At 64.7% G+C, this 14,607-nt stretch carries 11 protein-coding genes; 5 read left to right on the top strand and 6 right to left on the bottom strand.

Annotation, left to right across the window (positions count from 1 at the left end; translation table 11 throughout):
- Nucleotides 1-117: 117 nt before the first annotated feature.
- From TA3x_RS23600 to TA3x_RS23615, 4 genes are all read right to left on the bottom strand, one after another.
- Nucleotides 118-1,368, bottom strand: coding sequence for a type II secretion system F family protein (locus TA3x_RS23600; protein ID WP_435017127.1), 1,251 nt, complete (start codon nt 1,366-1,368; stop codon nt 118-120).
- Nucleotides 1,369-1,448: 80 nt separating this feature from the next.
- The gene (locus TA3x_RS23605; protein ID WP_435017128.1) at nt 1,449-3,167 is read right to left on the bottom strand and encodes a GspE/PulE family protein; all 1,719 of its coding nucleotides are present in this window, start codon (nt 3,165-3,167) and stop codon (nt 1,449-1,451) included.
- Nucleotides 3,168-3,433: 266 nt separating this feature from the next.
- Complete coding sequence (locus TA3x_RS23610) at nt 3,434-4,558, bottom strand: type IV pilus twitching motility protein PilT (RefSeq protein WP_435017129.1); 1,125 nt, start codon at nt 4,556-4,558, stop codon at nt 3,434-3,436.
- A 350-nt stretch (nt 4,559-4,908) separates the two neighbouring features.
- Entirely contained in the window at nt 4,909-6,627 is a 1,719-nt protein-coding gene (locus TA3x_RS23615; protein ID WP_435017130.1) for a GspE/PulE family protein, read from the bottom strand.
- A 771-nt stretch (nt 6,628-7,398) separates the two neighbouring features.
- On the opposite strand from TA3x_RS23615, the gene TA3x_RS23620 reads away from it, so the two are divergent.
- Both TA3x_RS23620 and TA3x_RS23625 read left to right on the top strand, forming a co-directional pair.
- Nucleotides 7,399-7,779 (top strand): hypothetical protein, encoded by a 381-nt coding sequence (locus tag TA3x_RS23620; RefSeq protein ID WP_435017131.1) that lies wholly within the window; start codon nt 7,399-7,401, stop codon nt 7,777-7,779.
- Nucleotides 7,780-7,864: 85 nt separating this feature from the next.
- Nucleotides 7,865-8,380, top strand: a complete 516-nt coding sequence (locus TA3x_RS23625; RefSeq protein ID WP_435017132.1) for a BON domain-containing protein — start codon at nt 7,865-7,867, stop codon at nt 8,378-8,380.
- 4 nt (nt 8,381-8,384) lie between these two features.
- Here TA3x_RS23625 and TA3x_RS23630 read toward each other — a convergent pair whose 3' ends face one another.
- Nucleotides 8,385-9,299 (bottom strand): UbiA-like polyprenyltransferase, encoded by a 915-nt coding sequence (locus TA3x_RS23630; protein ID WP_435017133.1) that lies wholly within the window; start codon nt 9,297-9,299, stop codon nt 8,385-8,387.
- Between the two features lie 33 nt (nt 9,300-9,332).
- Nucleotides 9,333-10,097: a ubiquinone/menaquinone biosynthesis methyltransferase gene (locus tag TA3x_RS23635; protein WP_435017134.1), complete on the bottom strand. Its 765-nt coding sequence runs from the start codon at nt 10,095-10,097 to the stop codon at nt 9,333-9,335.
- Nucleotides 10,098-10,291: 194 nt separating this feature from the next.
- Here TA3x_RS23635 and TA3x_RS23640 point away from each other — a divergent pair, with 194 nt between their 5' ends.
- The 3 genes from TA3x_RS23640 to TA3x_RS23650 all read left to right on the top strand — a co-directional run bounded on the left by TA3x_RS23640 (nt 10,292) and on the right by TA3x_RS23650 (nt 14,485).
- Entirely contained in the window at nt 10,292-12,136 is a 1,845-nt protein-coding gene (locus TA3x_RS23640) for a UbiD family decarboxylase (RefSeq protein WP_435017135.1), read from the top strand.
- Between the two features lie 205 nt (nt 12,137-12,341).
- The gene (locus TA3x_RS23645) at nt 12,342-13,646 is read left to right on the top strand and encodes a hypothetical protein (RefSeq protein WP_435017136.1); all 1,305 of its coding nucleotides are present in this window, start codon (nt 12,342-12,344) and stop codon (nt 13,644-13,646) included.
- A gap of 71 nt (nt 13,647-13,717) precedes the next feature.
- Nucleotides 13,718-14,485, top strand: a complete 768-nt coding sequence (locus tag TA3x_RS23650; RefSeq protein ID WP_435017137.1) for a DUF6655 family protein — start codon at nt 13,718-13,720, stop codon at nt 14,483-14,485.
- Nucleotides 14,486-14,607 lie beyond the last annotated feature (122 nt).

Consider the following 14,607-nt stretch of genomic DNA (forward strand, 5'->3'; position numbering starts at 1 on the left):
CGGGGGCCTGAGGCGAGTGACGGCCGGGCCGGGCGTCCGCCGGACGCCCGCGTACCGCACTGGGAGGATCCGGGGAGGATCGCCCGATCCTCCCGGGCGCCCCCTACCCCGCCGGGATCAACCCGAGAGCTTGCTGATGAGCGAGATCAGGGGCAGGAACAACGCGATCACGATGAAGCCGATGATGCCGCCGAGGACGACGATCATGATCGGTTCGAGCAGGCTCACGAGGCTCTCAACCAGCGTCTCGACCTCTTCGTCGTAGTTGTCGGCGATCTTGTTGAGCATCGTGTCGAGGTCGCCGGTCTCCTCGCCGACGTCGATCATGTTGACCACGATGTCGTCGACGATCCGGGCCTCGCGGAGCGGCTGGGCGATCGTCTCGCCCTCGCGGATGCTCTCATAAATCCGGGTGAAGGCCCGCTCGAACACCATGTTGCCCGCCGTGTCGCGGACGATGTTCAGCGCCTCGAGGATCGGCACGCCCGACTGCACCAGCGTGCCCAGGGTCCGCATGGTCCGGGCCACGGTCGACTTCTCGACGATCGCCCCCATGACCGGGATCATGAGCAGGATCCGGTCGCAGATATACGCCCCCGTCGCGTTGCGGTAGACGAGCTTCAGGAAGATCCAGGCGAACACCGGCATCAGCAGGACGACGTAGAAGTAGTTGACGACGAAGTGGCTCGCCTTGATCAGAAAGGTGGTCATTGCCGGCAGGTCGACGCCGAAGTCTTTGAAGATCGCCTCGAACTTCGGGATGATGAAGTAGAGGATGAAGCCGACGATCAGGCAGGCGACCGAGATCACCACGCACGGATAGACCATCGCCGACTTGATCCGCCGCTTCAACGTCTGCGACTTCTCCTTGAAGTCCGCCAGGCGCTGGAGGATCGCCTCCAGGGCACCGCCGGCCTCGCCGGCCTTGATCATGTTGCAATACAGGCGATCGAACGCCTTGGGGTGCTTGGCGAACGCATCCGACAGGGTCGAGCCGCTCTCGATGTCCTCGACCACGTCTTCCAGGGAGTTCTTGAGCACCCCCGGCTTGCACTGGCCTTGGAGGATCTTGAGGCTGCGGAGGATCGGCAGGCCGGCGTCCTGGAGCGTGGAGAGCTGCCGCGTGAAGGTACAAAGCTGCTTGGTCCCGACCTTGCCGATCGTGAACGACTTCTTCTTCCCCTTGCGGCCGCCCTTCTTCGCCTGGGCCGGGCCCTTCTTCTGCTTCTTGGAGCGTTCGGAGATCTTGGTGACGAAGAAGCCCTTCTGGCGGATGAGTTGCTGGGCTTCTTCCTGCGTGCTGGCGTCGATGGTGTCCTTCACCTCGCGCCCGGTGTTGTCCATCGCCTCATACTGGAACGTCGGCATCTGAGGGTCTCCTCCACGAGGCGCGGTGGTTCGGGTCCTTCGCTGATTCTTCGGTGGCCGCGGACGCTGGTCCCGGGGGATCAGGCGTCGTCGAGCATGGTTTCACGGATGATTTCTTCGATCGAGGTGTGCCCGGCGTGGATCGCCTGGAGGCCGGACTCGCGGAGGGTCTTCATCCCGTGCTTGCGGCACAACTCGCGGAACACGTCGAGCGAGGCCTCGGAGATCACCATGTCCCGGAGTTCCTCGTTCATGACCAACAGTTCATAGACCCCCATGCGGCCCTTGTATCCGGTATTGTTGCACCGGTCGCAGCCCTTGCCGTAGTAGAACTTCTTGGTCGCGGCCTGCTCGGGGGTCATCCCCAGTTCCATCGCGACTTCGGGGCTGGGGGTGAACTCGGTCCGGCAGTTCACGCAGATCCGCCGCACCAACCGCTGGGCGAGCACAGCCTCGATGGTGGCCGTGATGAGGAACGTCGGGATCCCCATGTCGCGGAGACGAGTGATCGCCGAGGGGGCGTCGTTGGTGTGGAGCGTGGTGAAGACGATGTGGCCGGTCAGCGACGCCTGAATGGCGATTTCTGCCGTCTCCAGGTCGCGCGTCTCCCCGACCAGGATCTTGTCCGGGTCCTGGCGGAGGATGGCCCGCAGGCAGGCCGCGAAGGTGACGCCGATCTCGCCGTTGATCGGGACCTGGACCAGCCCGTCGATGTCGTATTCCACCGGCTCCTCGGTGGTGATGATCTTTTCCTTGACCGAGTTCAGCTCGTTAAGCGTGGCGTACAGCGTGGTCGTCTTGCCCGAGGAGGTCGGGCCGGTGACCAGGATGATCCCGTTCGGCTTGTGGATCACCTGCTTCCAAGTCGCCAGGATATCCTCGGGCATCCCGATCTTGGTGAGGTCGAGGTTGACGACGGTCCGGTCCAGGATCCGGAGCACGACGCTCTCGCCGAACAGGGTCGGCAGGGTCGAGACCCGGATGTCGACCTGGTTGCCGCCAATGGCCAGCTCGATGCGGCCGTCCTGCGGCAGCCGGCGCTCGGCGATGTCGAGGTTCGACATGACCTTGATGCGGCTGGAGATCGCCGGGGCCAGGTGCCGGGGCGGCGGCACCAGCTCGTAGAGGATCCCATCCACGCGATACCGCATCTTGTATTCGTCTTCGAACGGCTCGAAGTGGATGTCCGACGCCTTGTCCTTGATGGCCAGCAGCAGCACCATGTTCAGGAGCTTGCGGACCGGCGCCGCCTCGGCCATCTCCTCGATGGCCTCCAGGTCGATCGTGTTCTCGTTCCGGTTCTGGAACTGGGCCAGCCCCTTGTCGCTCTCGATCTGCTTGACGACATCCTGGATCGATTCCTGCTTGCCGGCGTAGAGCCGCGAGATCGCCGCCAGGACGTCGGACTCGGCGGCGATGACCGCCTTGACGTCGACGCCCAGGAATTGCTTGATGCTTTCCAGGGTCCCCGGGTCGCGTGGGTCGGCCATCGCGACCGTGATGCTCTTATCCTTCTTGGCCTGGGAAATCGGCACGATCTTGAACGAGGTCGCCATCGTCTCGTTGACCAGGTCGGTCAACTCGGCCGGGATCGCCACGTCGCCGAGCCGGACGACCTTGAGGCCGAACTGTTCTCCCAGGGCCTTGAGCACCTGATCTTCGGTCACCAATCCCAGGCGGACGGCGACCTTGCCGATCAGCTCATTGTCGGATCGCTTCTGTTCCTCGATGACGTTCCAGAGCTTCTCCTCGTCGAGGTAGCCCATGTCCACCAGGATCGTTCCGAGTCGCCGAGCCATGCAAGCCACCTTCCGCGCGGGCGAAGACGTGTCCGGGCATCCGCGTTGATCTGAGAGCTTCGTCGAGCGTGATAGGTCTGAAGTTCGTCCCTGATGGGGCCGAACGCCGGGCGGGGCGGTCGGGCCCCGGCCCGGGAGGGCGGCCGACGCGATGACCGGCAGCGGTCGGCCATCGCATCGAATTCTGGGTTGGAGTCGGACGGAAGATGGGAGATGGGGCCGTCCGCTCGGTCATACGCAGCGGGCCGCGAATCGTGACACCGTTGTCACTTCTTGCGCGGCTCTTCTTCCTCCTCGTCCTCGTCCTCGTCCTCGACGATCCCCTTCTTGGCATTCTCGATTCGCATCCGGAGATCGTGCGGCTTGCGGGCTTTGTACAGCACCTCTTCCTCTTCGACGAGCCCCTGCTTCCACAGGTTGTAGAGGCTGTCGTCGAGCAGGATCATCCCGTGCTTGCGGCCGGTCTGGATCGAGGAATCGATGCGATAGGTCTTGTTTTCGCGGATCAGGTTGGAAATGGCCGGCGTCACCACCAGCATCTCGTAGGCTGCGACCAGCCCCTTCGGCTTGCGAGGCAGGAGGGACTGGGCGAGCACGCCGAGGATCGCGACCGAAAGCTGGGTGCGGATCTGGTCCTGCTGTTCCTTGGGGAACACGTCGATGATCCGGTTGACCGTGCCTTCGGCCGAGTTGGTGTGGAGCGTGCCGAAGACGATGTGGCCGGTCTCGGCGGCGGTGATCGCCGCCTGGATCGTCGCCAGGTCCCGCATCTCGCCGACCAGGATGATGTCCGGGTCCATACGCAAGGCACGGCGGATCGCCTCGGGGAAGTCCGGGACGTCGATGCCGATCTCGCGCTGATTGACCAGCGACTTCTGGTGCTTGTGGTAGTACTCGATCGGGTCTTCGATCGTGATGATGTGGCGATCCAGGTTGGCATTGATCCAGTTAATCATGCTCGCCAGGCTGGTCGTCTTGCCCGAGCCGGTCGGCCCGGTCACCAGGATCAGGCCGCGTGGCCGGGTGATCAGCTCCTCGATCACCGAGGGGAGCCCGAGTTGCTGGAACGTGAGGAACTCGTTGGGGATTCGCCGAAGCACCAATCCCACGTTTCCGCGTTGCTTGAAGATGGCCACGCGGAAACGGGCCGCCTCGCCGAAGGCGAACCCGAAGTCAGTGCCGCCGACCTCCTGCAGCTCCTGCTGGCACCGCTCGGGCGTGATGCTCTTCATCAAGGCGGCGGTGTCGGGCGACTCCAGCACCTTGGTGTTGAGCGGCACCATGTGACCACCCAGCCGGAGCATCGGCTTGGAGCCGACGGTCAGGTGGAGGTCGCTGGCCCGTTGGGTCACGACCGTCTGGAGCAACTTATCGATGAGCAGTGTACCCATGAACGTCTCCGCCCTTTCGCTCGATCTTCGCGGACTGACTCCAGGTGCCGGATCCGACCAGTGCAGTCAAGACTTGACTTGGTCTCACGAACCAGGTGTCCAACGAAACGAAGATTGAGCGATGGGATTTACGAAAGGGAGATGGTGCCCCGCTCGAACTCATTATTGAAGTGCTCCGCCACCGATCAAGCGGAGCGGAAGCTGATTTGCAGCGAGCAAGTCCCCTTCTGACCGGTGTAAAGTCCGGCATAAGGGGACGCTGAGCGACAATGACGGGGCGAATGATCATCCACCCCGGCGTGGATGTTGCGTGGAGATATCGGCCGACGTCGGCTTCTCCACGGACGCGATCAAGTGGGTTCCTGGTGGGTGATCCGCAAGACCTCGTCGATGGTGGTGATTCCCTTGAGGGCCTTGATCATCCCGTCTTCGAACAGAGTTCGCATCCCTTGCTTGCGGGCGACTTTACGGATCGCCTGGGTGGATTCGCCCTTGAACGTCATGTCGCGAATCTGGCTGGTCATCCCCATCAACTCATAAATGCCCTGACGGCCCCGATAGCCGGACTTACCGCAGTTGGAGCACCCCTTGCCCTTCATGAAATTCGCCTTCTTGGCGATCTCGGGGCGGAGGCCCAATCCCTTCAAGACATGGGGCGGGGGTTCATAACGAACCTTGCATTTGGGGCAAACCTTCCGCACCAAACGTTGCGCCATGATTGCCATGACCGAGCTGGCAACCAGGAACGGTTGTACCCCAATATCGACGAGCCTTGTCACAGCACTGGGCGCGTCGTTCGTATGAAGCGTACTGAAAACCAGGTGTCCTGTCAGGGACGCCTGGATTGCCGTGTTAGCGGTCTCTTCGTCGCGGATTTCGCCGACGAGGAGGATGTTCGGATTCTGCCGGAGCATGGCCCGAATGATCCGAGCGAAGGTCATCCCGATCTTGGCCTTCACTTCACATTGGTTCACACCCGGCAGGTAATACTCGACCGGGTCTTCGGCGGTGATGATCTTCGTGTCCGGACGATTGAGCTCGTTCAAGGCCGCATAGAGCGTCGTGGTCTTCCCGGAGCCGGTCGGCCCGGTCACCAGGAGAATGCCGTTGGGCCGCTTGATATAGGTGGAGAAACGCTTCCAATCTTCCTCGGCGAAACCCAGGTCCCTGAGCCCGACTTTGATGTTATCTCGGTCCAGGATTCGCATGACGACGGACTGACCGTGGTTGGTTGGAAGAATGCTGACACGAAGGTCGATGTCCTTCCCGGACACGTTGATCTTGATTCGCCCGTCCTGGGGTCGCCGTTTCTCGGCAATGTCGATCGATCCCATGATCTTGATGCGGCTGACGATGGCGCCCAGGAGACGCCGAGGGGCGGAGTCTCGTTCCATGCACACGCCGTCGATGCGATAACGGATCCGGACCCGGTCCCCGAATGGTTCGATGTGAATGTCCGATGCGCGGCTGACCACCGCCTCCTGGATGATGAGGTGGACCAGCCGGATGACGGGCGCGTCGCCCTCTTCCAGTGTATTCGCTCCCGAACCGGCACTCCGCCCCCCTCCCCCATCGTCGGAGAAGTCGATCGCCGTGTCGGTAAACTCCTGGAGCATCGAGTCGACCGACTCGGTCTCCTGCGAGGTGCCGCCGTAATACTTATTGATCGCTTCGAGAATCGCTTCCTTGGACGCGAGCGCGACGTCGATCTCCCGGTTCAGCACGAATCGCAGTTTGTCGACCGTCTCGAAGTCGTCCGGGTTGGCCATGATCACTTTGATCATGCCGTTCTCCTGGGAGAGCGGCATGACGAAGTTTTCCCGGGCCAACGATTCCGGGACGAGTTCGATCACCGAGGATGGGATCTCGATTTCTCGCAAGGCGACGAAATCCATCCCGTTCTGCTCGGCCTTCGCCTGGGTGATGTCGTCGTGGTCGACGTAGCCCAGCCGGACCAGCGCATCCTCCAGCGAGAGGTTGCCCATCTTCTGAGCCTCTCTCAACTGATCGGGGCCGATCACCTGGCGCTTGACGAGGATGTCGCTCCAGTCGCGAGTCTGTTTGGCCATGGATGCGGGGCTCCGGGTAGGGCGGATAGCGGACGACGACAACCGCGATACCCATCACGACCCGCCCCCTCATCGGGGAGGGGGGCGGAACACGCATGAGGGCAGCGGGACTAGAGTATCGAGGGAGAGGTTCAAAGCGCAAGGAAAAGAGTCGGTCGGCGCGATCGAGTTGAAATCAGGGCACACCCGGCGATCGAAATGATGGGTGCATGTCGCAAGCGATCATGCCTAAGTTACCACGACAGCGAGAGATCAGCAAGCAGCCGGGGCAGTCGCGGATTCCAGTCATCGGGATCGTGTCGAGGGAGTCGTCGTCGCGGGCTGGCCCCGTCCGGATGGGCGATGGTCGACCGTCGAGTCAGGCGACTTGAAAGAAAATCGCGAGGCGACGACACATTTCTACAGAATGACGCCCCGACGACCGAACCGGCGAAGAGATCGACGGTCAGAAGAAATATTACTTCCGATCAAGATCAAACATTTTCATATTCCAATTAATAAGCCACTTCCTCCAGGAGTTTCGGGGCGATCATCGCGGAAATAGGGGATCAATCCAATTCCCATTTCTCGTGAGGCGGAAAGAATTCGGGGAAGGGAAGTCGCCGGTTGTCCCGCGTCTGGGGTCGAATCCTGGGCAAATTTCGGGAGAAGTTCTCAAGTTCCAGGGTTCTGGCACGACGAGTGCAACTTACCAGTGCCATCCTGATCCCCCACCTCGCCGAACACCCACCCGAATCCTGGCCGACAATCAAGCCCCGCAGGAGGTTGGAGATGTTCTACAGCGTCGCAAGCCCCGACTGGAAGCCGGGAGAGCCGTTGACCCCCGCCGGTGCCCTCCTGTTCCGGACTCGCGCCGAGGCCGAGGCATTCTCCCCCGACTCGGCGACCGTGGCCGTGGCGGTCAGGTTCGACGAGAAGAAGAGACTGATTCGCCCACAAGGTCCGGTGGCCACGGCCACCGCCGGGGCGTGGTCGGCGGCTGCGGTGGCCAACAGCCTGGGCGGGGTGACGGTCTTCGGTGTCATCCCCCCGTCCCTGGTCCGTCCCTTGTTCGAAGTTGAGACGCTTGCCGACTGGCGTCCGAAGGCGGAGGAACCGCCCGATTCTCGATTCGGGGGCTGGGATTCGCTGACGATGGCGCTGATGGCCTGACGCGGTCGCGATCCCTTTCGCGACAGGATGAGAGGGTCCATCTCCATCACGAGGTCGGAAGGGTACGGCTCGAACGATGAACCGCATGATGTGGCTGGTAGTGATCGGTCTTTCGTTCGCGACGGCGGGCGAAGCCTTCGGGCAGACCGTGGGCGAACGGGTCGGGGAAGGATTGGATGAGGCGGGACGCGCCGTGCGTCGGGGATTCCAGACGGCGGGGCAGGCGGTCCGAGGCGGGGTGAATTCGGCGAAGACCTCGGTCTACAACATGGAGGTCGTCAATCGGATCTACAGCCGACTCCACTGGGATAAGGCCCTGGCGACCTCGACCCTGGAGGCAGAAGTCCGGGCCGGCGGGATCGTCGTCCTGTCCGGCGTCGTCCCGGACCGGGCTGCCAAGCTCAAGGCCCTGACCCTCACGGCGGACACGGTCGGCGTAGTGCAGGTCGTGGATCAGGTCGCCATCGTCACTCCGGGGGCTCCGACCGCGCCGGCCGCAATCGTCCCCGGATCAAGGCCGGCGGTGGTCGAATCGACCCCGGATCCCATCCTCGAATCGGTCCCGGCCGAGACGGTCGTGCCCACGGCCCCACGACGCTGAACCGTCACCGGACGACCGTGAGGTCGATCAGACCGATGACCAGGAGCCCGATGCTGATGGCGATATTGACCTGGAAGAAGGCCACGTTGACCCGCGTCAGGTCGTCGGCCCGGACCAGGGCATGTTCGTAGACCAGGAGCGAGGCGACCACACCGACCCCGGCGAAATAGATCCAGCCCAGCGGGTAGGCCCAGCCCAGCGCGAGCAGGGCCAGGATCATGATCGCATGGCATAAGGCCGCGAATTTCAGGGCTCGCGCGACCCCGAGACTAGCCGGGATGCTGTGGAGGCCCTGGTCCCGGTCGAAGTCGGCATCCTGGCAGGCATAGATCACGTCGAATCCGGTCACCCAGAAGATCACGGCCAGCCCGAGCAGGACCGGGGGCCAGGCGATGTCGGCCCGCAGGGCGATCCACGCCGCCAGCGGAGCCAGGCCCAGGGCCACGCCGAGCCAGAGATGGGCCAGGGCCGTGAATCGTTTCGCGAACGAATAGCCGAGTAGCCAGAGCAGGACCGGGCCGGAGAGGATCAAGGGCCAGCGGTTGGGCCAGAACGATAGTGTGCCGGCGATGAAGCAGGCGCAGGAGGCCACGGCGAAGACCGTGACCGACATCACCGAAAGGCGGCCGCTCGGCAGGTGGCGCGAGGCCGTCCGGGGATTCCGGGCATCGATGTGGCGATCCAGGAGGCGGTTGAAGGCCATCGCCGCCGACCGGGCCGCCGCCATGCAGATCAGGATCCCGGCCCAATCCCGTGCGCGGCCATGCCAGCCATCGCGGCCCCTGGCCGCCAGCGCGGCGCCGAACAGGGCGAACGGCAGGGCGAACAGAGTGTGGCTGAACTTGATCATGCCGAGGATTTCGGCGACCGTCGCGGCCAATCCGCGGCCGGGAGGGATCTCAGCGGTCGGAGCACTCACGGCGGTTCTTCCTTCGTCGCGCATCCAAAGCCGTCACGAGGCGACGGAGGTCGGCTTGGTCCCAACATAAAGGGTGGCGATGCCGAACGTCATCGGCGTCTCCGTCAGATCGACCAGGCCCCGGGACCCGAGGAGGTCGATCATCGCCTGGCCGTCGGGGAACTGGAGGACGCTCGCGGGCAGGTAGCTATAGGCATCGTACGAGTTCGGGGCGATCGTCTGGCCGACCTTCGGCAAAATCTTCCGGAAGAAGGCCAGGTAGGCCCGTCCCAGGATCGCACCCCGGGGACGGGAGAACTCGAGGATCGCAACCTTCCCGCCGGGCCGGGCCACCCGGATCATCTCGTCGATCCCCTGGACGGTGTTCGCCACGTTCCTCAGGCCGAAAGCCACGGTCACCACGCCGAAGGTATTGCTGGGGACGGGGAGCCGCTGGGCATCTCCCTCGATCAAGACCACCGATTCGTCGGCCCTGCTGCGCCGGATCTTGTCGCGGCCGATCACGAGCATCTCGTGGCAGAAATCGGCGCCGACGATCGGGGACCGGCCCTGGCTCGCCTTGAAATATTCGAGTGCGAGATCGGCGGTGCCGGTGCAGCAATCGAGGACCGGCACGCCCGGGACCGGGGGGACGGCCCGCGTCGTGGCCTTCCGCCAGCGTTTGTCGATGTTCAGGCTGAGGAGGTGATTGAGCAGGTCGTAGCGCCGGGCGATCGACGCGAACATCGACCGCACCCGCACGCCGGATTTGTCGACGGCCGGCGGGGTCACTTCGGAATCTTTCTCGGCAACCGCCATGCGATCCACCCAACACCGGGGATGACTCGGGATGGCGCGACCAACTGAGGTCTGGCTCGCCCCCTCCGTCTTTCTGAGTATAAGCAAAACGCCCTCGAAGTCCACGAGCGCGGATCCCCGCTACCCGCCGGCGGCCGTTTTACCTACCATTCTGGCTCGTAGCGGACGGCATCCGTCGAGGGTTCGAGGGTTTCATGGGATATCGCAGCCTGGCCGAATGCGTCGCGGACCTGAGGAGAACCGGCCAGCTCGTCGCGATCGATCGCGAGGTCGACCCGTTCCTCGAAGTGGGGGCGATCCAGCGTCGGGTCTACCAGGCCGGGGGCCCTGCCCTCCTTTTCCCTCACGTCAAGGGGACTCGCTTCCCGATGGTGGGCAACCTCTTCGGGACCATGGAGCGGACCAGATTCCTGTTCCGCGACACGCTGGAGGCGGTCCGGCTTCTGGTCGAGATCAAGGTCCGCCCGCCCGAGGCCCTGCGTCGGCCATGGCGATACCGCCACCTGCCGGCGACGGCGCTCCGGCTGCTCCCCAGGCGCGTCCGGCGCGGGCCGATCCTCGCCCATCAGACGACGATCAGCCAGCTCCCCCGGCTCCAGTCATGGCCCGATGACGGGGGACCATTCGTCACGCTGCCCCAGGTCTATAGCGAGGATCCCGACGCCCCGGGCCTGGCGCGATCGAACCTGGGGATGTATCGCGTGCAGTTGGCGGGGAATCAGTACGAGCCCGACCGCGAGGTCGGCCTCCATTATCAGATCCATCGCGGCCTCGGGGTCCACCATGCCGCGGCGATCCGACGCGGGGAGCCGCTGCGGGTCAGCATCTTCGTCGGCGGGCCGCCGGCCATGACGGTCGCCGCCGTCATGCCGTTGCCCGAAGGGCTCCCCGAGCTGAGTTTCGCCGGGGCACTGGGCGGCCGAAGGGTCCGGATGGTCAGCGACCCCTCCGGTGGCCTGCCGATGCCCGCCGATGCCGACTTCGCCATCGTCGGCACCATCGCCCAGGGCCTTCGCAAGCCCGAAGGTCCCTTCGGCGATCACCTCGGCTATTACAGCCTGACGCATGATTTCCCGGTCCTGCGCGTGGAGCGGGTCTATCATCGGCCCGACGCGATCTGGCCGTTCACCACGGTGGGACGCCCTCCCCAGGAAGATACCTCGTTCGGGGACCTGATCCACGAATTGACCGGCCCCCTGATCCCGACCGTCTTGCCGGGGGTCCATGGCGTGAACGCGGTCGACGCGGCGGGCGTCCACCCGCTCCTGCTCGCGATCGGGAGCGAGCGCTATGTCCCCGACGCGTCGGTCCGCCGGCCGCAGGAATTATTGACCTCGGCCAATGCGATCCTCGGCCAGGGGCAGATGTCCCTGGCGAAATACCTCTGGATCGTGGCCAAGGAAGATGACCCGGACCTGGACATCCACGACATCCCCGCTTTCTTCCGGCACGTTCTGGAGCGGGTCGACTGGGCCAACGATCTCCATTTCCAGACCCGAACGACGATCGACACGCTCGACTACAGCGGCCACGGGCTGAATCAGGGTTCCAAGGTGGTGATCGCCGCCGCAGGCCCGCGACGACGAAGCCTGGGGACGGAAGTCTCCGAGAGTTTGCGACTGCCCGATGGGTTTGCCGATCCCCGGGTCGTCCTGCCGGGGATCCTCTCGGTCCGGGGCCCGTCCTACGCGGCCGTGCCATCCGGAGAGGCGAACGGAATCGGGTCATTCTGCCGGGCGAATGAATCGAGCGTGCTCATCGAGTCCTTCCCGCTGATCGTGATCGTGGATGACAGCGAGTTCACCGCCCGGACCGTCAACAACTTCCTCTGGGTCACGTTCACCCGTTCCGATCCGGCTCCGGACATCCATGGAGTGGCGGCATCGACAGAGCACAAACACTGGGGCTGCCGGGGTCCCCTGGTCATCGATGCCCGGATCAAGCCGAGGCACGCCCCGCCCTTGATCGACGACCCCGAGACGGAGCGGCGCGTGGATGCACTGGGCGCCCCGGGCGGCCCGCTGCACGGGATCATCTGAGCCAGGATGCCGCTCCCCCGGCCGATGGACGACGCCGGCGAACCTGCGAAGTGCGATTGTCGGGTCGACGAGGATGGAGTATCGTCGCCCGCGCCGGCCGGACCGCAGGGATAGGCAAGGATGCGCCGCATCCAGTCGGTCTGGAAACGGACGTGTTGAGACGAGCCGACGGTGCTGGGGAGTCATCCGCCGGAGGATGCCAAGGATGCCCACGAAATGCCCGAGATTGCGGCGCAAACTCATCAAGTTGGGGATCGTCGCCGCACCGGTCCTGGCCTGGGCGGCCGTCATCCTGATCGTGCCGACCGAGTGGGCCCGGACCCGGCTTTCGAATAATCTCAGCCAGGCGACCGGCTGCCCCGTCCGAATCGGCTCCCTCTGGATGGGCATGTTCGGCAGCCTCCGAATGCGCGACATCGTCATCTCGGAGGATCAATCCTCATCGACCTGGCTCGTCGTCCCCGAAGCCCATGTCGACGTGCACCTCGGCCAGGTCCTCCTGGGACGTTGCGCCCCCGGGGAAATCCGGCTGCTCAACCCGTCGATTCGGCTCGAGCGTGCCAGGGATGGATCGTGGGCGGCCGGCCGGAAACGATCCGCCCGACTGGTCCATGAGCAGTCTCCTGATGAGGGGGCGGAACCCGCCAAGGCCAGCACCTGCCTGGTGATCGAGGGGGGCAACCTGGACCTCATCGATCAAGCATCCGGGCTGCAATTTGCGCTGAGCGAGATCGCGGGCCGGGGGACGGTCGGGGATGGTTTTGCCACCGTCGAGGAATTCCGGGGCATGCTCAACGGAGGCCGGCTGAGCCTGGCCGCCCATATCGAACATGAGGGCGAATCGACCCGGTTCGAGGCCGATCTTCGGACCCACGGGGTGGTGCTGGACCAGAGCTTCTCCGGGTTGGCCTACCTGGCGCCGATCGCGGCCGGGGGCGAAGGGGGGGTCCGCGGCACCCTGGAACTCCACCTCGCGGCGAGCGGCGGGGGGCGGTCCCTGGACGAGGCCCTCCGGACGCTCCAGGGGAACGGGTCGGTGATGATCTCCCCTCTCGACCTGGAGGGGTCCAAATTCCTTTCCGAGCTCGACATCCTCGATCAGTGGGATCCGGCCGATCGCGTCGGGGTCCTTTCCTGCGACTTCAGCATCGGGAAGCGGCGGATCAGCACGGAGAACCTGTGCCTGCGCGTCGATCGGCTCCCCCTGGTCATGGCCGGCTGGACGGACTTCGATGGCCGCTATGACTACGGGATCCGCACGGAGCAGATGACGGCGATGGTCCCGCGCGACGCCAAGGGCTGGCTCAAGGAGATGGGCGTCAACTTCGACGAGTTGAAGGGGCTCCGCATCCAGGGGACCACGACGCAGGCGGTCGCCACGCTCAATGGCCATCCTCTCCTGGAAGACCCGAAGGCGGGCCCGTCCCGCGGCCCTCGGGCGGGCCGGGACGACGAACATAGCCGTTTGCGCGAGTCCGCCCGGCGAATCCGCGATCGTTTATTCCGATGAGAGGGGACGGCGGCTGATCCTCGGTCGGAAGAGCCGATCCGGGTCCGCTCGCGCCCCGAAAGGGAGATCCGATGTCGAAACGATCGAGGCGGAGCAAGGCAGCCTGGGGTGGGGTGGCGGCCTCATTCCTCCTGGCGGCGTCGGGCTGCGGCACCACCAAGGTGACCGGGACGTCCCGCACCGGCACCGAACAACTGCTCCTCACCAGCGCCTGGGACAAGGCGCTCCACCGGGTCGATTTCCGGCCGCTGACCGGCGTGCCGGTCTACCTGGACACCACCCACGTGACGGCCGTCGATCAGGGTTGGGTCGTCTCCAGCCTCCGCCAGGCCATGCTGACGCAGGGCGTCCTGATCCGGCCCAAGCCCGAGCAGGCCCAGTACATCCTGGAGGCGGCGGTCGGTGCCTATGGCACCAACGAGGACAGCTTCCTGCTGGGCATGCCCCAAACCACGGTCCCCAATGTCATGCCCGGCATCCCCTCCGGGACGATCCCCGAGGTGACCCTGGCCAAGCGGAGCCGGCAGCAAGCCGTCGCCAAGCTGTCGCTCTTCGCCTACGACCGGGCCAGCGGCCAGCTCGTCTGGTCGTCCGGGACGCTGCTCGACAAGGCCGACACCAAGGATGTCTACATCGGAGGCTTCGGCCCGATCAAGTCCGGCACGATCCAGTCGGGCACCGAGGTCGCCGGCATCAAGATCCCCCTGGGCGATACCTCCGCCGATGCCGAGGAAGGCTCGGATCGACGTCGCGATCGGGACCCGCGACGGGTGGCCGATTCCCTGCCCAACATCTCCGCCCCGTCCAACCTCTCCGACCTCGACTCCTTCAAGCCCTGAGCGCCCGCCCCCTCTCCTCCCCTCCCCCGCCGACCCAACTCCGTGATGACCACCGACAACGGGCCCGGGCCGGCTCCTTGGCCCGGCCACGTCGTTCGGTTAGACTCGCTCGGACTGAGGTG

Source organism: Tundrisphaera macrotermitis, assembly GCF_051175315.1.
In the GTDB taxonomy this organism is placed as follows: Bacteria; Planctomycetota; Planctomycetia; order Isosphaerales; family Isosphaeraceae; genus Tundrisphaera.